19 protein-coding genes are annotated in these 19,244 nt (G+C 66.2%); 2 read left to right on the forward strand and 17 right to left on the reverse strand.

Features of this window, described 5'->3' with window-relative positions:
• Positions 1-79 precede the first annotated feature (79 nt).
• The 11 genes from AC2EBU_RS09175 to AC2EBU_RS09225 form a co-directional block, all read right to left on the reverse strand.
• Positions 80-478, reverse strand: coding sequence for a YchJ family protein (locus AC2EBU_RS09175; protein ID WP_484610049.1), 399 nt, complete (start codon positions 476-478; stop codon positions 80-82).
• Positions 479-488: 10 nt separating this feature from the next.
• Positions 489-914 (reverse strand): rhodanese-like domain-containing protein, encoded by a 426-nt coding sequence (locus tag AC2EBU_RS09180; RefSeq protein ID WP_484610050.1) that lies wholly within the window; start codon positions 912-914, stop codon positions 489-491.
• A 48-nt stretch (positions 915-962) separates the two neighbouring features.
• Positions 963-2,423, reverse strand: a complete 1,461-nt coding sequence (locus AC2EBU_RS09185) for a TrkH family potassium uptake protein (RefSeq protein WP_484610154.1) — start codon at positions 2,421-2,423, stop codon at positions 963-965.
• A 23-nt stretch (positions 2,424-2,446) separates the two neighbouring features.
• The gene (gene trkA / locus AC2EBU_RS09190) at positions 2,447-3,835 is read right to left on the reverse strand and encodes a Trk system potassium transporter TrkA (protein ID WP_484610051.1); all 1,389 of its coding nucleotides are present in this window, start codon (positions 3,833-3,835) and stop codon (positions 2,447-2,449) included.
• Between the two features lie 60 nt (positions 3,836-3,895).
• Positions 3,896-5,023: an acyl-CoA dehydrogenase family protein gene (locus AC2EBU_RS09195; protein WP_484610052.1), complete on the reverse strand. Its 1,128-nt coding sequence runs from the start codon at positions 5,021-5,023 to the stop codon at positions 3,896-3,898.
• A 35-nt stretch (positions 5,024-5,058) separates the two neighbouring features.
• Entirely contained in the window at positions 5,059-5,727 is a 669-nt protein-coding gene (locus tag AC2EBU_RS09200; RefSeq protein WP_484610053.1) for an SDR family oxidoreductase, read from the reverse strand.
• A gap of 73 nt (positions 5,728-5,800) precedes the next feature.
• Positions 5,801-6,982 carry an acetyl-CoA C-acyltransferase gene (locus AC2EBU_RS09205; protein ID WP_484610054.1) on the reverse strand — a complete coding sequence of 394 codons (1,182 nt, stop codon included), beginning with the start codon at positions 6,980-6,982 and terminating at the stop codon, positions 5,801-5,803.
• A gap of 79 nt (positions 6,983-7,061) precedes the next feature.
• On the reverse strand, positions 7,062-8,906 hold the full coding sequence (aceK, locus tag AC2EBU_RS09210; protein WP_484610055.1) for a bifunctional isocitrate dehydrogenase kinase/phosphatase: 1,845 nt from the start codon (positions 8,904-8,906) through the stop codon (positions 7,062-7,064).
• A gap of 3 nt (positions 8,907-8,909) precedes the next feature.
• Positions 8,910-9,662, reverse strand: a complete 753-nt coding sequence (gene can, locus AC2EBU_RS09215) for a carbonate dehydratase (protein WP_484610056.1) — start codon at positions 9,660-9,662, stop codon at positions 8,910-8,912.
• A gap of 37 nt (positions 9,663-9,699) precedes the next feature.
• Positions 9,700-10,881 (reverse strand): isovaleryl-CoA dehydrogenase, encoded by a 1,182-nt coding sequence (locus tag AC2EBU_RS09220; protein WP_484610057.1) that lies wholly within the window; start codon positions 10,879-10,881, stop codon positions 9,700-9,702.
• Between the two features lie 43 nt (positions 10,882-10,924).
• On the reverse strand, positions 10,925-11,371 hold the full coding sequence (locus AC2EBU_RS09225) for a PaaI family thioesterase (protein WP_484610058.1): 447 nt from the start codon (positions 11,369-11,371) through the stop codon (positions 10,925-10,927).
• A gap of 305 nt (positions 11,372-11,676) precedes the next feature.
• Here AC2EBU_RS09225 and AC2EBU_RS09230 point away from each other — a divergent pair, with 305 nt between their 5' ends.
• Positions 11,677-12,438 (forward strand): Crp/Fnr family transcriptional regulator, encoded by a 762-nt coding sequence (locus tag AC2EBU_RS09230; RefSeq protein WP_484610059.1) that lies wholly within the window; start codon positions 11,677-11,679, stop codon positions 12,436-12,438.
• Here the strand turns inward: AC2EBU_RS09230 and AC2EBU_RS09235 are convergent.
• Positions 12,431-12,868: a MerR family transcriptional regulator gene (locus AC2EBU_RS09235; RefSeq protein ID WP_484610060.1), complete on the reverse strand. Its 438-nt coding sequence runs from the start codon at positions 12,866-12,868 to the stop codon at positions 12,431-12,433. The genes AC2EBU_RS09230 and AC2EBU_RS09235 overlap by 8 nt on opposite strands.
• Positions 12,869-12,995: 127 nt before the next feature.
• On the opposite strand from AC2EBU_RS09235, the gene AC2EBU_RS09240 reads away from it, so the two are divergent.
• Complete coding sequence (locus tag AC2EBU_RS09240) at positions 12,996-14,117, forward strand: MBL fold metallo-hydrolase (RefSeq protein WP_484610061.1); 1,122 nt, start codon at positions 12,996-12,998, stop codon at positions 14,115-14,117.
• Here AC2EBU_RS09240 and AC2EBU_RS09245 read toward each other — a convergent pair.
• The 5 genes from AC2EBU_RS09245 to glyS all read right to left on the reverse strand — a co-directional run bounded on the left by AC2EBU_RS09245 (position 14,086) and on the right by glyS (position 19,227).
• Positions 14,086-14,895, reverse strand: a complete 810-nt coding sequence (locus AC2EBU_RS09245) for a M48 family metallopeptidase (RefSeq protein ID WP_484610062.1) — start codon at positions 14,893-14,895, stop codon at positions 14,086-14,088. The two genes, AC2EBU_RS09240 and AC2EBU_RS09245, sit on opposite strands and share 32 nt — an antisense overlap.
• Before the next feature lie 143 nt (positions 14,896-15,038).
• On the reverse strand, positions 15,039-15,794 hold the full coding sequence (locus tag AC2EBU_RS09250) for a lysophospholipid acyltransferase family protein (protein WP_484610063.1): 756 nt from the start codon (positions 15,792-15,794) through the stop codon (positions 15,039-15,041).
• An 18-nt stretch (positions 15,795-15,812) separates the two neighbouring features.
• Entirely contained in the window at positions 15,813-16,421 is a 609-nt protein-coding gene (gmhB, locus tag AC2EBU_RS09255; RefSeq protein ID WP_484610064.1) for a D-glycero-beta-D-manno-heptose 1,7-bisphosphate 7-phosphatase, read from the reverse strand.
• 8 nt (positions 16,422-16,429) lie between these two features.
• The gene (locus tag AC2EBU_RS09260) at positions 16,430-16,996 is read right to left on the reverse strand and encodes a hypothetical protein (RefSeq protein ID WP_484610065.1); all 567 of its coding nucleotides are present in this window, start codon (positions 16,994-16,996) and stop codon (positions 16,430-16,432) included.
• 98 nt (positions 16,997-17,094) lie between these two features.
• Positions 17,095-19,227, reverse strand: coding sequence for a glycine--tRNA ligase subunit beta (gene glyS / locus AC2EBU_RS09265; RefSeq protein ID WP_484610066.1), 2,133 nt, complete (start codon positions 19,225-19,227; stop codon positions 17,095-17,097).
• Positions 19,228-19,244: the final 17 nt, after the last annotated feature.

Raw genomic sequence — 19,244 nt, forward strand, 5'->3', positions numbered from 1 at the left:
GTCGACAAACACCGACGGTCGCCGTTCGGACAGCCGCATCCCCGCCGACCTCCGCGCCGGCAAGCGCGGGCGCGCGGTTTCAGGCGATATCGCCGTCCAGGTACAGCCAACGACCGGCCTCGCACACGAAACGGCTGCGTTCGTGCAGGCGCGTGGCCCGGCCCCCCAGGCGGGAGCGGGCGACGAATTCCACCTCGGCGGTGTCGGGCCCGGTGACCCGGTGGGCACGCACCTGCAGACCCAGCCAGGTCAGCCCGGGTTCGAAATCCAGCGACGGCGGGCGGTGCGCCGGGTGCCAGGTGGCCAGCAGCCAGTCCGCGCGCTGGCGCACAAAGGCGGTGTAGCGCGAGCGCATCAGGTGCTCGGCATCCGGGACCGGCTCCCCACCGTCCAGAAAGCGGGCGCAACAGCGGGTGTACGGCACCGGGCGGCCTCGGGCGCCGAGGCGCCCGCAGGGGCACGGATCGGTCGCGATCACGGCTTTGCCACTACCCGGCCGGGTGGCGGCGCGCGCGGTGGGCTTCGTAGCTTTCGACCGGCGCGCCTTGTTTGACCCATTCGGCAAAACCGCCGTCAATGTGGGCGACGTTGGTCATGCCCATGTCCTGCAAGGCTTTGGTGGCCAGCGCGCTGCGCCAGCTGGCGGCGCAAAACAGGATGTATTCCTTGTTTTCGTCACCGAACACCGGCTTGAAATACGGCGACTGCGGATCCACCCAGAACTCCAGCATGCCGCGCGGCGCGTTCACGCACCCGGGCACCGTGCCGGCGCGTTCGAGCTCGCGCACGTCGCGGATGTCGACCAGCTGCACGCCAGGGTCATCGAGGCGGTCGCGCACTTGCTCGACCCGGTAGGTGGTGATCTGCGCGTTGGCTTCGTCGATCAGCGCGCGAAATCCTTTGGTAATGGGCATGGCGAAATCTCCTTGTCGAACGGTAGGGCGCGCCGCAGGCAGCCCCGCTTACTTGCGCCAGAACTGGGGAATGAACAACACCATGACCGCCAGCAGTTCCAGCCGCCCCAGCAACATGGCAAAGGTACACACCCAGGTCTGGAAGTCGGTCAGCACGCCAAAATTGGCGGCCGGCCCGACCTGGCCCAGACCGGGGCCTATATTGTTGATGGTCGCGACCACGGCAGAAAACGCCGTCACGATATCCAGCCCCGACAGCAAGAGCAGCATGGTCAGGCCGACAGTCGATGCGCCATAGATCAGCATGTAGGCCATGACGGCCGCAATGACCGTCGGCGCAATGGCGCTGCGCCCCAGCGTGACCGGATTGACCACCCGCGGATGGATGGCCCGCACCAGTTCGCGCCGCGCCTGCTTGATCAGCAGCAACATGCGCACCATCTTGATGCCCCCCCCCGTGGAACCGGCGCAGGAGGCAAAACAGCCCAGAAACATCAGCCACACCGGCGCAAAAACCGGCCACAGCGAATAGTCGGTGCTGGCGTACCCGGTGGTGGTGGCGACCGAGACGACGTGGAAGGCTGCCGCCCGAAGGGCCAAAGCCGCTTCGGTATGGACGCCATGGGCGAGCAGCACCAGGGTCAACAAGACCGTGGACCCAACCAGCGCCGCGCCATAGGCCCGGACTTCGACATCCCGCCACAACGGCCCCAGGGAACGCGAGCGCCAGACGATGAAATACCGGGCGAAGTTGATGCCCGCCAGGCTCATGAAGATGATCGCGACCAGTTCCACCTGCCAGCTGGCCCAGTGGCCCAGGCTGGCGTCGCGCGACGAAAAGCCGCCCAGCCCCATGGTCGAGCACATGTGCATGAAGGCGTCGGCCCAGTCCATCCCCGCCCAGCGGTATCCGGCCAGACAGGCCACCGACATCACAAAATACACCGCCCACAGGCCCCGCGCGGTTTCGGTGATGCGCGGTGTCATCCGGGCATCTTTCATCGGCCCCGGCGTTTCGGCCTTGTACAACTGCACGCTGCCCAGCCCCAGCAGCGGCAGGATGGCCACCACCAGCAGCACAATCCCCAGCCCGCCGATCAGTTGCAGAAAACAGCGCCAGATGTTCACCGACACCGGCAAATGGTCCAGACCCGAAAGCGCCGTGGCACCGGTGGCCGTCAGGCCACTCATGGATTCGAAATAGGCGTCGGTCCAGCTCAGCCCGTCGATGGCCAACACCAGCGGCAGCGCGCCGAACGCCGGCAACACCAGCCAGACCAGGTTGACCAGCAGGAAACCGTCGCGCGGATGCAGCTCGCGCCGCTGACGGGCCGTAGCCAGCCACAAGGCGGCACCACAGGCCATTGTCAGCCCGGCGCTGGTGAACCAGACCTCGCGCATGGCCTGGTGGTCCACCAGCCAGCCCCAGATCATGGGCACCAGAAACAGCAACGAATAGACCACCAGGACCCGCGAGAGTACCGAGAGGACAGCGGCCAGACCGGACATGGGCAGCGTGGGCGGGTTGTGGGTCAAAAGAAGGTGGCGCTGACCTGAAACAGCTTTTCCACCGTTCGCAGCAGACGTTTGCTGGTCAGGAAGATGATGACGTGGTCACCTTCTTCGATCACCAGGTCATGGTGCGGCATCAGCACCTCACAATGGCGCCCCTCGCCGCGCACGACCGCCCCGAAACGCGCGCCTTCGGGTAGCGTGATCTCCTCGATGCGCCGGCTCACCAGCTTGGAGGTGCGCGCGTCGCCGCGCGCCACGCCTTCGATGGCCTCCGCCGCGCCCCGGCGCAGGCTGTGCACCGCCGCCACGTCGCCCCGGCGCACGTGCGCCAGCAGTTCGCCAATGACCGTGTGCGCCGGCGACAGCGCAATGTCGATGGTGCTGCCCTGCATCATGTCGGCATAGATGCGACGGTTGATCAGCGAAATGACACGCCGCGCGCCCAGGCGCTTGGCCAGCATGGCGGACAGGATGTTGTCCTCGTCGTCACTGGTCAGCGCAATGAAAAGGTCCATGTCGCCGACGTTTTCTTCGATCAGCAGTTCCTCGTCGGCCGCATCACCGTTGAGCACCAGCGCCCCCGAGCCCAGTTCGCCCGCCAGGTAATCGCAGCGTTTGCGGTCGCGCTCGATGACCTTGACCTCGCATTGGCCCAGCAGACCCCGCGCCAGCCGCAACCCGACTTTTCCGCCACCCGCGATCATGACCCGGCGTACCGGGCGGTCGAAATTGTGGATGGCCCCCAGCACATGGCGGATGCGTTCCTTGTCCGCCAGCACAAACACCTCGTCGCCGGGCAGCACCCGGGTGTCGGGGGCCACGGCCACCTCGACACCCTGACGGTAGATCGCCACCACCCGCATGGGGGCGGCCGGATACAGCTCGCGGAACTCGCGGATGCTGTGGTTCACCAGAATGCTGCTGGACGCCGCCCGCACCGCGATCAGGTGGGCGCGGCCCTGCGAAAACTCCAGCACCTGCAGCGCCTCGGGGTAGTCGATGAGCTGGTGGATGGTGCGCATCACCGACTCTTCCGGACAGATCACATGATCGACGGCAAACCCCTCGGGGCCCAGCAGCGGGTCCCCCTCGACAAACTCGGGCGAGCGCAGGCGGGCAATGGTCGTGGGAATGTGAAAAACGGTCCGCGCCACTTTGCTGGCGGCCAGATTGGTCTCGTCCGATGACGCACAGGCGATGAACAGGTCCGCGTCTTCTGCGCCCGCGCGACGCAACACGGAAGGCTGGATGCCGTTGCCCGGCACACCACGCAGGTCCAGGCGCTCCTCCAGCTCGTGCAGACGCGCCGGATCGGGATCGATGACGGTGATGTCGTTGTTTTCCGAGCACAGGCTCTCGGCGACACTTTCGCCGACGCGGCCCGCTCCGAGGATGATGATGCGCATGCTGCTCCGCCGCAGTTGGAGGGCGGCCATCCGGCCAGCCGCCCGGCTGTCAGAGCCGGATCATAGCCCCCGCTGGATGATGATCTTCTGCACGTCCGACGTGCCTTCGTAGATCTGGCACACCCGCACGTCGCGGTAGATGCGCTCCACCGGGAAGTCGCTGACCACACCGTAGCCGCCCAGGGTCTGGATGGCGGCGGAGCAGACGGCTTCGGCCGTTTCGCTGGCGAACAGCTTGGCCATGGCGGCTTCTTTCAGGCAGGGGCGGCCGGCGTCGCGCAGGCTGGCGGCGTGCCAGATCAGCTGGCGGGCGGCTTCGAGCCGGGTCGCGCACTCGGCCAAGCGAAAACCCACCGCCTGGTGGTTGACGATGGCGGTGCCAAAGCTCTGGCGCTCCTTGGCGTAGGCAATGGCCACATCGAGTGCGCTGCGCGCCATGCCCACACTTTGCGCGGCAATGCCGATGCGCCCGCCTTCCAGCGCCGACAGGGCGATCTTGTAGCCCTCGCCTTCCGCGCCGATCAGGTTCTCCGCCGGCACGCGGCAGTTGTCGAAGTTGATCTGCGCCGTGTCGCTGCTGTGCTGGCCGAGCTTGTCTTCCAGCCGCGCCACGGTGTAGCCGGGCGTGGACGTGGGCACCAGGAAGGCGCTCATGCCCTTTTTGCCGGCGGCCTTGTCGGTGACGGCGATCACCACCGCCACATGGCCGTTCTTGCCGCTGGTGATGAACTGCTTGACGCCGTTGATGACGTAGTCATCCCCCTCTTTCACCGCCGTGGTGCGCAGGGCCGACGCGTCCGAGCCCACATGCGGCTCGGTCAGGCAGAAGGCGCCCAGCATCTCGCCCTGGGCCAGTTTCGTCAGCCACTGCTGTTTCTGTGCGTCGTTGCCGTAGCGCATCAGGATGGCGTTGACCGGGCAGTTGGTGACGGAAATCGCCGTGCTGGTGCCGCCGTCGCCGGCGGCGATTTCTTCCAGCACCAGCGCCAGCGTGAGGTAATCCAGCCCGGCGCCGCCCAGGTCTTCGGGTACGCAGATGCCGTAGGCCCCCAGCGCCGCCAGGCCCTGGTGGGCGTCTTTCGGAAAGTGGTGTTCCTTGTCCCAGCGGGCGGCGTTGGGCCAGAGTTGCTCGGTGGCAAAGGCGCGCACGGCGTCGCGGATCATTTCCTGGTCTTGGGTCAGCAGCATGGGATCACTCGAAAAAGGGGTTGGGGAATGCGGGGTCACCAGGACGCGGCGCGGCGCCCGTCGTGGTGGATCAGGGCGCCGTTGTCGGCCGGTGTCAGGCCGGCCAGCACGGCGCGCAGGCCGGCCACGCTGGTGGCCACATCCAGCGGCGCACCGGGGCCGCCCATGTCGGTGCGCACCCAGCCGGGGTCCAGCGCCACCAGCGTTGCGCGGGGATAGTCGAAGCGGGCGCTGCGCAGCGCCATGTTCAGCGCCGCCTTGCTGGCGCGGTACAGCCAGCTGTTGCTGCCCGGCACCGGGCCGATCTGGCTCATGGACGAGGACAGTGCCGCGAACACGCCGCCGGCTTCTTCCACCATGGGCATCACCTGCGGCAGGGCCTGCATCAGCCCCAGCACATTGGTGTGCAGCACCCGGTCAAACACGGCCTGGGTGGGCGGGCTGCGGGCGTCGCCGCGGTCGATCACGCCGGCCGCATAGAGCGCCAGGTCGATCTTTTCGCCGTCCAGCTGCCAGGACAGGCCACTGACGCTGGCGCTGCTGGCCACGTCCACCCGCAGCACCTCGGCGCCGAGTTCGCGCAGCCGCGCCAGGCCCGCGTCGTCGCGCGCGGTGGCGATCACCCGCTCACCGGCCGCGCGCGACTGGCGCACGAACTCCAGACCGATGCCACGCGAGGCGCCGATGACCAGAACGGTTCCCATGGGCGGTGTTCCCGGAAATTGGAGCAAAAAAGGCCGTTACCCAGCGTCAAATGGTCGTTGTCTGCTCTGCAAATCAGAGTAATTCCAGCGCCACGGCGGTCGCCTCGCCACCGCCGATGCACAGCGTGGCCAGACCTTTTTTCAGGCCGCGGGCCTTCAGGGCGTGGATCAGCGTGACCATGATGCGAGCGCCGGAGGCGCCGATCGGGTGGCCCAGCGCGCAGGCGCCGCCGTGGACGTTGACCTTGTCGTGCTGCACGTCCAGCTCTTTCATCAGCGCCATCGGCACCACGGCGAAGGCTTCGTTCACCTCCCACAGGTCCACGTCACCCACCGTCCAGCCGGCTTTTTCCAGCGCCTTCTGCGTGGCGCCCACCGGGGCGGTGGCAAACCACTCGGGTTCCTGCGCATGGGTGGCGTGGCTGACGATGCGCGCCAGCGGCGTGCAGCCCAGCTTCGCAGCGGTGGAGGCCTTCATCAGCACCATGGCGGCCGCGCCGTCGTTGATGGAGCTGCTGGACGCGGCGGTGATGGTGCCGTCTTTCTTGAACGCGGGCTTGAGGGACGGGATCTTGTCCAGCTTGATCTTGCCCGGGCCTTCGTCCACCGAGACCACCGTGTCGCCGCCGCGGCCCTTCACGGTGACCGGGGTGATTTCGGCGGCAAAGGCGCCGCTGGCCGTGGCCGCCTGGGCGCGCTGCACGCTGGCGGTGGCAAACGCGTCCTGCTCGGCACGGGTGAAGCTGTATTTGGCGGCGCAGTCTTCGCCGAAGGTGCCCATGGAGCGGCCGGGCTCGTAGGCGTCTTCCAGGCCGTCGAGCATCATGTGGTCGAAGATGCGGTCGTGGCCGATGCGGTAGCCGCCGCGCGCCTTGGGCAGCAGGTAGGGCGCGTTGGTCATGCTTTCCATGCCCCCGGCCACCAGCACCTCGTGGCTGCCGGCCAGCAGCATGTCGTGCGCGAACATGGCCGCGCGCATGCCCGAGCCGCACATCTTGGACAGCGTCACCGCGCCGGCGCTCTTGGGCAGGCCGCCCTTGAACGCGGCCTGGCGGGCCGGCGCCTGGCCCTGACCGGCCATCAGGCAGTTGCCGAAGATCACTTCGGTGACGAGTTCCGGTGCAATGCCGGCGCGCTCGACGGCGGCCTTGATCGCCGCGCCGCCCAGGTCGTGGGCGGCCAGCGACGCGAAATCACTCTGGAAGCTGCCCATGGGGGTGCGGGCGGCGCTGACGATGACGATGGGGTCGTTCATGGGATGTCCTCAGAAAAAACAAAGAAAACTGGCTATACCCAGCGCAAAAAGGTGTTGTTTTGCTATTTAAATAGGAATTTCAGATTGACGTCTCGGGGGGCGCCCCGCTCGGCTGGTGACGAAAGCGGCGCTGCGGGTCATAGGGGAAGACGTCAAACACATGGCCCTGGCGGATATGTTCCTGATGGGCCTGCCAGAACGCCGCATCCAGCAGGTCGGCATGGTGTTTCATGAAAAGCTCGCGCACCAGCGGGTTGCCGAGCAGGAAGGGGCCGAAGGTTTCGGGAAAGACGTCGCGCGGGCCGACGCTGTACCAGATTTCGCCGCTGAGCTCATCGTCTTCGTTGCGCGGGGCCGGCACCCGGCGGAAGTTGCAGTCGGTGATGTATTCGATTTCGTCGTAGTCGTAGAACACCACCTTGCCATGCCGGGTGATGCCGAAGTTCTTCCACAACATGTCGCCCGGGAAAATGTTGGCCGCGACCAGGTCCTTGATGGCGTTGCCGTATTCGACCACCGCCCGCTCCAGCTGTTCATTGGCCCGGCGTACGGCCGTGTCCGGCACCCCGGCCGACTGCAGGATGTCAAAGGCTTCCTGCAGGTAGATGTTGAGCGGGATCATGCGCCGCTCGATATAGACATGCTTGAGGATCAGCTCGGTCTGGCCGTCGCCGTCCCGGTCGGAGATTTCGACCTGGCTGGGGGCGAATTTCTGCAGCTCGGCCACCAGCTCGGGCTCGAAGCGGTCGAACGGGAAAGCCACCTCGGAAAACTCCAGCGTGTCGGCCATGCGGCCCACGCGGTCGTGCTGCTTGACCAGGAGGTATTTGCCACGGATCTGCTCGCGGCTGGTGTCCTTTTGTGGCGGGTAGTAGTCCTTGATGACCTTGAACACAAAGGGAAAGCTGGGCAGGTCGAACACCAGCATCACCATGCCCTTGATGCCCGGCGCGATGCGGAACCGGTCGCTGCTGTGGCGCTGGTGCTGCAGCAAATCCCGATAGAACAGGGTCTTGCCCTGCTTGGCCAGGCCCAGCGCGTTGTAGAACTCGGCCCGTGGCTTGCGCGGCATCAGGCTGCGCAGAAACTGCACGTAGGCCGACGGCACCTCCATGTCGACCATGAAATAGGCCCGCGCGAACGAGAACAGGATGAGCAGGTCGTCTTCGCCATGCAGCAGGGCATCGATGACCAGCTGGCCCTGCGGGTTGTGCAGGACGGGCAGCGCGAATGGCAGTTCCTGGAAACCATTGATCACCTTGCCGACCACATAAGCGCCCTTGTTGCGGTAGAACAGGCTGGAGAGGACCTGAATCTGGAAGTTGGCGCGCAGGTGCAACACGTCAAAGCGCTGGCGCAAGGCAGCGTCCACCAGCGCGGTGTCGCGATCGAAGTCCTCGAACGGCACCCGCAAACCGAAGTCCTGCACCATGCGCCGCACTTCGGCCAGGGTGGTGTCGCGGCGGGGGTAATACGCGCGGTAGGTGGTGCCACTGATCGGGTCAACCGGCTCGATGTATTCGGTGCTGATCGCCGGCCGGACAAAAATGAAGTCGTTGTGGAAGTAGCTGCGGTGCAGGATTTTGGTCGTGACCGAATTGAAGAAGGTCTCGGCCAGCTCGGGCTGGCGGTGGTCGACCAGCAACCCGATGTAGAGCAGCTTGACCTGCTGCCAGACCTCCATCGGTTGCTCGGCGGCCTTGAATTCGCGCTCCAGACGCATGGAGCATTCGCGTACCCGCAGGTCGTAAAACTCGATGCGTTCGCGCTGTGCCCGCTGCTGGCCATGCCAGTCGCGCGTTTCAAAACGGTGTTTGGCCCGGGCCGACTCGGTGCGAAAAAGCCGGTAGTGGCGGTTGAAGCCGTCGATCATGGCACGGGCCATGTCGGCGGCAAGGGGCGAATTGAGACTGGGCAGCAGCATGGCCTATCTTCCCGGCGGCCGATCCGGCGCCGGGCCGCCCCAAGCCGGATCAGCCCCCCCGGGGGGCAGCGACCCGCGCAGCGGCGGAGCGTGGGGGCCTGCTGTCGCCGCCCTGGGGTAGCGCTTGAGTGCGTTGCGGAAGGTCTCGACCACCGACTCGGCCCGGTTCATCGACACGCCCAGATCCTTGAGCAGGCCATCCTGCAGGCCGTAGACCCATCCGTGTACGGCGACCTTCTGCCTGCGGGCCCAGGCATCCTGCAACACCGTGGAGGTGGCGACATGGCCGACCTGCTCGATCACGTTCATCTCGATCAGCGCGTCCTCCTGCGCCTGCGCGTCCAGGTGGTCCAGGCGCTTGCGGTGACGCAGGCGCACGTCGCTGACATGGCGCAGCCAGTTGTCCACCAGCCCCACCCGGTTGCCCCGCAAAGCCGCCCGTACGCCCCCGCAGCCGTAGTGGCCGACGACGATGATGTGCTCGACCTGGAGGTGGTCCACCGCAAACTGGATCACCGACAGCGCATTCAGGTCGGAGGGCACCACCACGTTGGCCACGTTGCGGTGCACGAACACCTCGCCGGGCTCCAGCCCGGTGATCTGGTTGGCCGGCACCCGGCTGTCCGAGCAGCCGATCCAGAGGTATTTGGGCAATTGCTGCTGGGCCAGGTCGCTGAAAAAGCCCGGGCGTTGCCGCACCATGCGGGCAGCCCAATCCCGATTGGCGTCGAGCAGGTGTTGCAGTGTCGAAGTCATGACGCCATCTTAGCGAGGCAGGCCTCCGCGCCGACCCTCAGCAGGTCTCGGAAAACAGCTCGCGGCCGATCAGCATGCGGCGGATTTCGCTGGTGCCGGCGCCGATCTCGTACAGCTTGGCGTCGCGCCACAGGCGGCCCAGCGGGTATTCATTGATGTAGCCGTTGCCGCCATAGATCTGCACGCCTTCGCCCGCCATCCAGGTGGCTTTTTCGGCCGTCCACAAGATGACGGAGGCGCAGTCCTTGCGCACCTGGCGCACATGCTCGGTGCCCAGCAGGTCCAGGTTCTTGGCCACGGTGTAGGCAAAAGCACGGCCGGCCTGCAACACAGTGTACATATCGGCCACCTTGCCCTGGATCAGCTGGAATTCGCCGATGCTCTGGCCAAACTGCTTGCGGTCGTGAATGTAGGGGATGACGTTGTCCATCACCGCCTGCATGATGCCCAGCGGTCCGCCGGTGAGCACCGCACGCTCATAGTCCAGGCCGCTCATCAGTACCTTGGCGCCCATGTTCAGGCCGCCCAGGATGTTTTCGGCCGGTACTTCGACATCCTGGAACACCAGCTCGCCGGTGTGGCTGCCCCGCATGCCCAGCTTGTCGAGCTTCTGCGCAATGGAGAAGCCCTTCATGCCTTTTTCGATCAGGAAGGCCGTCACGCCGCGCGCCCCCAGTTCAGGCTCCGTCTTGGCATAGACCACCAGGGTGTCGGCATCGGGGCCGTTGGTGATCCACATCTTGCTGCCGTTGAGCAGGTAGTAGCCACCCTTGTCCTCGGCTTTGAGCTTCATGCTGATGACGTCAGAGCCGGCACCGGGTTCGCTCATGGCCAGAGCGCCCACGTGTTCGCCGCTGATCAGCTTGGGAAGATACCTGGCCTTCTGGGCCTCGGTGCCGTTGCGGTTGATCTGGTTCACGCACAGGTTGCTGTGCGCGCCGTAGCTCAGGCCGACCGAGGCGCTGGCGCGACTGATCTCTTCCATCGCCACCATGTGGGCCAGGTAGCCCATGTTGGCGCCGCCATACTGTTCGGGCACCGTGATGCCCAGCACGCCAAGCTCGCCCATCTTGCGCCAGCAATCCATGGGGAAATGGTCGGTGCGGTCGATTTCGGCCGCCCGCGGGGCGATCTCGGCCTGGGCAAATTCGCGCACCGCGTCGCGCAGCGCATCGATATCTTCGCCGAGCTGGAAGTTGAGTCCGGGCAGGTTGGTCATGAAGGGTCTCCTTGAAGAGTGGGCGGCGGAGGTCGCAACCCGGTCAGTATGTCTTGGGTATGGGCACCAGGGTCTGTTGCATGATGGCGCAGGGCGCCTCCTTGCCGTCGGGGTCGACATGGACCACTTCTGCGGTGGCGATGATCAGGCGTTTGCCGGGTTTGACCACGCGCCCGGTCGCCCGCAACGCGCCCCCCTGAAAGCTACCGAGGAAGTTGATCTTGTACTCGGCGGTGACCACCTCCATGCCCTCGGGGGCCACAGTCAGCGCCGCGTAGCCACCGGCAATGTCGGCCACGGCCCCCATGGCGCCCCCGTGAAATCCGTCCTGCTGCTGCGTGACCTTGTCGGAGTACGGCAACAGGATGTCCACCCGCCCGGGCTCCACGTGCAGCAGCCGGGCCTGCAGATGCCGCATCATTCCCTGACGCACAAAGCTGGTGTGGATGCGCGCGTACAGGGTGTCGGCGTCGGACGGCGAGGGAGTCATGCGGTAAATTGACGTTTACGTAAACGTCAATTATCGCCCAGCCCACGGTGCCCGGGCAAGCCCCGGCCAGCGACCGGTTGCGCAGCACCCGAAATCGCCGCACAACGCCGCCACTGCGGCCGTGCGGCGCGCGTGCAAATGTCGTCAGCGCTGTCGCAACGCCCCCACAGTGGCACCACAGAGTGGACGAACCGTCCGTTTCGTTATGTTGCAGAACGAATGGCGTGAGCCCGCGACCGTTTTGGCGCCCTAGAATCGCGCCCGCCTCCCGGGACTGCCCGACAACTCCGACCGAAAGCCGATTCATGCCCTCCACCGATCGCTACGCCAAGCGCTGGACCCACGCCGAAGTGGCCGAACTGCTCGTGTCCAACAACGCGCTTACGTCGATCACGCCCGAGCACGCGCTGGCGTTTGCCGAGCACATGCGCCCGGCACGCGTCAAGGCCGGCTCGGTCATCTTCAAAGAGGGCGTGAAGGACCAGACATTCATGGTCTTCATCCTCAGCGGGGAGGCCGTGGTGGAACACTCGGCTTCCGGTCACGCCAATTCCACAGTGCTGCGGGTAGTCGGTGAGGGCAACATCATCGGCGAGATGGGCCTGATGGACAACAAGGCCCGGTCGGCGACCGTGACGGCAACCAGCGACATGGACCTGGCGGTCATGGACCAGAAAACCTTTGCGGACCTGATCGCGAAAAGCCCCGCGCTGGGCTGCAGCTTCCTCGGCGCGATGCTGCAAAGCGTTTCCGTGCGCCTGCGCGACGCCAACCGGCGCATTGTTGTGCTCGATCAGATCAACCGGAGCCTGCAGGCCGAAGCCGATACCGCCAAGGCGACGCCGGAGACCACGTTCCGCGAGTCCGCGCCCGCGCCGACACGGCCGTTGGAAAACCCGTCACGGGTCTTTGCGATCTCGCGGGTGGATGTTCCGATCGAGTTGCCACAGCCGTCGGTTCAACCGGATGTGGTGCTCGACGACGCCGCGCGCGTGGACGTCGGAGCGTCGGTCTTCAACTCCAAACTGCCGATAGCCGACTTCCAGCACACCTTTCGGCTCAACTGATCCGGGCTGCTGAAGCAGCAGCAGGGGCCATCGCCGCCGGTGGTCGGTCGACACGGGCCAGCAGGGCCCGCGCTTCCTTTTCGTGCACGCGCACCTCGTCCAGATTGGCCTGCACCTCGGCCAGCTGCTCTTCCAGCTGCTTGCGATGGTCGGCCAGCACCGCCAGAAACTTGCGCAACTGCGGCCCGGTGTCGCGCGGGCTGTCGTACATGTCGATGATGTCTTTGGCCTCGGTCAGCGACAGGCCGAGCCGCTTGGCCCGCAGCGTCAGCTTCAGCCGGGTGCGGTCGCGTGCGCTGTAGATGCGGTTGCGCCCACCCGGCCCGGATCGCTCCGGCCGCAGCAGGCCCATGTCTTCATAGAAGCGCATGGCCCGGGTGGTCAGGTCGAATTCCCGGGCCAGATCGCTGATTGTGTAGGTCGTTGCCATGGCATCGTGCCCGAAAGCATGGGTGACAGGTCTGCAGCCGGTGCTTGCCTAGAATGCCCGACCACCCATGACGTTTACGTCAACGTCAATCCTACTCCATGCGACCGCCGTCGCCCAGACCACCACCATGAAACCCGATTCCGACCCCCTGCGATATCCCTGGGGCGAAACCATGCCCGGTTCCGGCCAGTCACTGGAACTGGCGCCGGGGATTCGCTGGCTGCGACTGGACCTGCCCTTCGCCCTGGACCACATCAACGTCTGGTTGCTGCGTGACCGGCACAACGACCGCGAAGGCTGGACGCTGGTGGACTGTGGTGTGGACCAGCCGGCGACCCGCGCTCAATGGGAGTGCCTGGTGGCGTCGACCCTGGGCGGTCTGCCTCTGGTCCGGATCATCGCAACCCACATGCACCCGGACCACCTGGGCCTGGCGCACTGGTTGTGCGAGCGCTGGCAAGCGCCGCTGTGGATCAGTGCTACCGACTACGCGACGGCACGCGTCGCAACCATGGATGCCTCCGGCTTTGCCGGCGAGCGGGCGGCGCAGTTCTACCGGTCCATGGGCCTGGCCGACGAAAGCCAGCTGGCGGCGATCCGCAGCCGCGGCAATCTGTATTCCCGGCTGGTGCCGGCGCTGCCGACCAGCTACCGCCGCCTGCACCACGGGCAGCGCCTGACGATCGGTGGGCGGCAATGGCGTTGTGTGGCTGGCTATGGTCATGCCCCCGAACACATGGCCCTGTTCTGCGAGGACGAACCGGTTCTGATCAGCGGTGACATGGTTCTGCCTCGCATTTCGACCAATGTCAGCGTCTACGCCAGCGAGCCCGAAGCCGATGCGCTGGGGCTATTTCTGTCTTCGCTGGTCGAATACCGGTCACTTCCGGCAGAAACCCTGGTGCTGCCCGCCCATGGCCGGCCATTCGGCGGACGGGGCTCCCAGGGAGCCCAGGGTCTGCACGGACGCATCGCACAGCTTGAACGCCACCACCGCGACCGCCTGGCCGATCTGCTGGCAGCCTGCGCCACCCAGGCCCTTTCGGCGGCCGAGGCCTTGCCCTTCCTGTTCCAGCGTCCGATCGGTCCCGAGCAGATGACTTTCGCGCTGGGAGAGTCCCTGGCCCACCTGCACCGGCTATGGCACGCCGGTCAACTGCACCGGCAAGCGGACAGCCAGGGCGTGTGGCGCTTCCGGGCAACGGCGACGGCGCCGGTCAGCTCCAGCGCGGAACCACTGCCTGCTTGAGCGCGTTGCGGTGTGTCGCATAGTCGGGCAGCGCCTGCTCGACCGTATCCCAGAAGGCCTGGCTGTGGTTCATTTCACGCAGGTGCGCCAGTTCATGCACCACCACATAGTCAACCAGCGGCATGCGGTAGTGAATCAGCCGCCAGTTCAACCGAATGGAGCCATCCGCCCGCGCGCTGCCCCAGCGGGATGCGGCGTTTGACAAACTCAGTCGCTTCCAGCGCACGCCCATGCCGGGCGCGAAATGGTCAAGTCGCTGGATGAACAGTTCGCGCGCCTGACGCATCAGCCACGCCAGCACGGCGTCGCGGATCTGGTGGCTGTCCGCCGACTCGGCCAGCGCCAGCCGCAGGACACGGGCGCCGCCCGGTTCGGCAGGCGTGTCGTCCAGGCAAGCCCCCACCGCCGCGAAGCGGTGACCCGGATCAAACCGCAAGCACACCGGTTCGCCCAAGTAGGGCAGCAGGGCGCCCTCTCGCCATTCAATGTGCGCCTGCGCCTCCTGCACTGCGCGATCACGCGCCTGGGTCAGCTTGCGCAACACCCAGGCTGCCTTCTGCCCGATTGCGGCATCGACTTCGCCCAAAGGCACCCACCGCGGTGCGCTGACCACCAGGCCTTGGGGACTGACCACCAGCACGATGCTGCGTCGCTTGACCCGGCGCAATTCGTATGCCACCCGGCTGCCGGCCAAGGCGATCTCGCGGTTGGCCTGGGGATGAACGAAATGCGTCGGCGCCACGGCCTGATCCAGGGGCGTGACCGGGCTCCCGGTCACTATATTATCTATAGCTTCAGGCGACCTATTTGCGATGGGTATCTTGGCATTTTTAGGTAAAACGGGGTCAACGGGCGGCTGCGATGCCTCCAACAGGTCAAGGACCAGTTGCATCGGGGTTCTCACAGCCGCCTCCGCCGCCTTCAGCGCCCGGTGTCGGCCCCAGGGTAGGCGTCGGGATCGAGGCGGCGCATTTCCGTTTCGATCCAGCGCTCCACCTCGGCCAGCAACTCTTCGGGCTCACGTCCGGCACTGGGAATCGGCGGACCGATGGACACATCGACAACCCCCGGCGACTTGACAAAGGCGCGTGGCGGCCAGCACCGCGCCGAGGTCACGGCAATGGGTATGACCGGTGCACCGGTCTCGATCGCCAGGCGGGTGCCACCCGACTTGTAGGCGCCGACCTGCCCGCGGGGGATGCGGGTGCCCTCCGGGAACATGATGATCCAGATACCGCGCGCCAGAAGCTCCTTGCCCTGTGACACCACTTTGTTGAAGGCCTGGGTGCGCAGTTTGCGATCGATATGAATCATGTCGAGCCGACCGATCGCCCACCCGAAGAAGGGAATCTGCAGCAATTCCTTCTTGAACACATAGGCCAGCGGGTGCGGCATGATGGTCGGCATCAAAAAGGTTTCGTAGGTGGACTGGTGCTTGACCAGCAAGATGGCGGGACTGGTTTCGCCGGCCGGCAGGTTCTCGGTGCCGGAAATCCGGTAGCGAATACCCAGCAGCACCCGGGCGCCACCAATACACAGCCCCAGCCAGGCGGCGGCGATCCGGTACAGCGGCACGCCCCGCACACCAACCAGGGCCCCCAGGACAATGGCGATGGCATAAGGAACGCAGGTGATAGCCATCCAGAGCAGATGAATGACGGAGCGAAACAGGCGCATGGCAGACCGGTCTGAATGTCAGGGAGCGGGAGCCGGAGTGACCGGCCCCGGCGACGAATGCGCGGGCGTGTCGCGCCTCTCCGATTCCGCAATCAGGGCTTCAGCAAAGGCGGTCAGGTCCGCGTGGACCCGGGTTTGGGGTGGATAGCCGGCCGGCAACTGGTCGGCGCGCAGGTGCTCGGCACGCCCCGTCAGCACCAGGTGGGGAGTACACCCGGCAGCGGCGGCGGCCTGAAGGTCGGAGACGCTGTCGCCAACCGCCGGAACGTTGGCCAGATCGACCCCCAGCCGCTCGGCAATTTTCTCGAACAGTCCGGGCCCCGGCTTGCGGCATTGGCAGTGATCTTCTGGTGCATGGGGGCACAGGAAGAACGCGTCGATCCGTCCACCCACGGTGGCCAGTCGGCGCAACAGGCGCGCGTGAATCGCATTGACCGCCGACATGTCGAACAAGCCCCGGCCAAGGCCGGACTGGTTGGCCGCTACCACCACATGCCAGCCCGCATGGTTCAGGCGGGCAATGGCCTCCAGGGCACCGGGCAAGGGTTGCCACTCATCGGGCGACTTGACGAATTCATCGCTGAACTGGTTGATCGTGCCGTCGCGGTCCAGGATGACAAGTTTCATGGCTGTCATTATCGGCTCGGCGTGGCCGCCGTGCCGCCCTGCCCCAAGCGGCGCCATTGCCGCACGTACAGGCCGCCAAAACGACCCTGGGCCAGCTGCAGCTCCAGACGCTCACCCACCGCAAGATCCGCGGCGGCAGCCGGATCGACCAGCAGGCGATGGGGGACCGCCGGCGGCACGCGCCGAACCACCAGTTCCACGCCACCGAGCGAGCGAGTCGAGGGCGGGCGCTGCGCACGAGCCAGCACCACCACCGACTCCGGAGCCAGGGGCTCCAGCGAACGAGGATCGAGGTAGCGCACCACTTGCATCGCGCAACCGGCGAACCAGAGCAGCAGCCAACAAGCGCTCAGCAGCGGCGCCATGCGCGACAGCCCCCAGCGCCATGTCAACACCACCAAAAGCGCCAAGACGCCGGCTCCGAGCATAAAAGGCCACAGCGCCTGCAGCCAGCCGGTGGTGGTACCGACCGGGTGCAAGGCCAGCGCCTCCATGTCGGCGCCGGCAGACGCCAGGAAGTCCAGCACCCAGCGCAGCACCACCCAGGCCGCCGCAGGGCCGAACAGCAGTGCCATGACGAGCGCCGGCTTCCAGGCGCCAGGCGCTTCAGCCGCGGGGAATGGGGAAGATGCAGTCATGGCTGGCGCTGCCGCTGTGGCGTGCCGTCTGTCGCTCAGCTTGCCAGTCGCGACAGATCGGCGACCCGGTTCATGGCGTCATGGACCAGACGCAACAAGCCCTGGCGGTTCAGCCGCAGGTCCAGCGCCTCGGCATTGACCATCACATCGTCAAAGAACGCGTCAACAGGCGCACGAAAGCCGGCCAGAATCTGCAGCGACGCGGTAAAGTCGCCCGCCTCGAACCGGGCGTTGGCCTGCGGCACGATGGCCAGTGCCGCCTGGTGCAGTGCCTGTTCGGCCGGTTCGGTCAACAGTGCCGGATTGACATGCGGGTCAACCTCGCCCGCCTTGCGCAAAATGTTGGCGATCCGCTTGTTAGCCGCGGCCAGCGCCGCGCTTTCCGGCAAGGCGGCAAACGAACGCACGGCCACCAGACGCTGCGGCACCAGCCCCAGTCGCGTGGGATGAAGGGCCAACACGGCGTCCACTTCCTGGGCGCTGAAGCCCTGCTCCCGCAGCGAGCCCGCCAGCCGGTCGTAGATGAATTCGGACAATGCGACACGGGCGTCGGCGATGCGATCACCGAACGCCGGCACCGCTGCGTCGAGCAGCTGCGCCAGGTCCAGCGGCAGATTGCGCTCGATCAACATCCGGATCAGGCCCAGCGCATGGCGGCGCAACGCAAACGGATCTTTGTCGCCGGTGGGCAGGTTGCCGATGCCGAACAGGCCGACCAGCGTCTCCAGCTTGTCGGCCAGTGCCACAACCACGCCGGTCGGGGTGCGCGGCAGCTCGTCGCCGGCAAAACGGGGCTTGTAGTGGTCTTCGATGGCGAAGGCAATGTCTTCGGACAGGCCGTCATGACGGGCGTAGTAGCCGCCCATGATGCCCTGCAGCTCGGGGAACTCGCCCACCATGTCGGTCAGCAGGTCGGTCTTGGCCAGGCGCGCGGCGGTGTCGGCGCTCCGGGCGAGCACGTCGCCGCCGATCTGCCCTCCGATGGCCCGCGCGATGGCGCGCACGCGCTCGACCCGCTCGCCCTGGGTGCCCAGCTTGTTGTGATAGACCACCTTGGACAGTCCCTCGACGCGGCTGTCCAGGGTTTTCTTGCGGTCCTGGTCGAAGAAGAATTTGGCGTCGGCCAGGCGGGGGCGCACCACCCGCTCGTTGCCACCGATGACGGCGCTGGCATCCTGCGGGCTGATGTTGCTGACCACCAGAAACCGGTTCGTCAGCTTGCCCGCGGCGTCCAGCAGCGGGAAGTATTTCTGGTTGGCCTTCATCGTGAGGATCAGGCATTCCTGCGGCACATCAAGGAACTGGGTCTCGAATTCGCACACCAGCACGTTCGGGCGCTCGACCAGCGCCGTGACCTCGTCCAGCAGCGCGTCGTCGTCGATCGGCCGGCAGCCGCCGCCCACCCGGGCCGCTGCCGCGGCCAGCTGGCGCACGATCTCTGCGCGGCGCTCGGCGAACGACGCAATCACCGCGCCGTCACGGCGCAGCGTGTCGGCATAGGCGTCGGCGTCGGCAATCACCACCGGGGACAATGCCGCCTCGAAGCGGTGGCCCTGTGTGGTATGGCCGGCACTCAGCCCCAGCGCCTTGACCGGCACCACGGTGGCGCCATGCAGTGCCACCAGGCTGTGCGCCGGGCGCACGAAGTGCACTGTGCTCCAGCCCGGCAGCTCGCAATCGGTCTCCAGCTGGTAACTCATGACCTTGGGAATCGGCAGCTTCGCGATGGCGTCGTCCAGCGCCTTCTGCAGACCGGTGTCCAGCGTGGCGCCGCTGACCAGGCTGTCGTAGAACAGCGCCTCCGCCTTGCCGTCGGGGGCGCGCTTGAGCGAGGCCGCCAGCGCGGCCGGGTCGGACATGTCGGCGCCCAGTGCGGCCAGCTTCTTCAGCAGCGCCGGCGTCGGCCGACCGGCGGCGTCCAGGCCCACGGCCACGGGCATCAGCTTCTGTTGCACGGCCTTGTCTTCGGCCTTGAGCCAGACATGGCTGACATGGGCCGCCAGCCGCCGGGGCGATGCGTACGCGGTGACCACAGTATCGGCCGAGGTCAGTCCCTGGGCGGTCAATTGTTCCGCCAGTGTGCCGGCAAAAGATTCGCCCAGCTTTTTCAACGCCTTGGGCGGCAGTTCTTCGACGAAGAGTTCGACGAGCAGGTTCTGGATGGTCATGTTGTGGTTCTCCGCGT

The organism is Curvibacter sp. T50, from assembly GCF_057219955.1.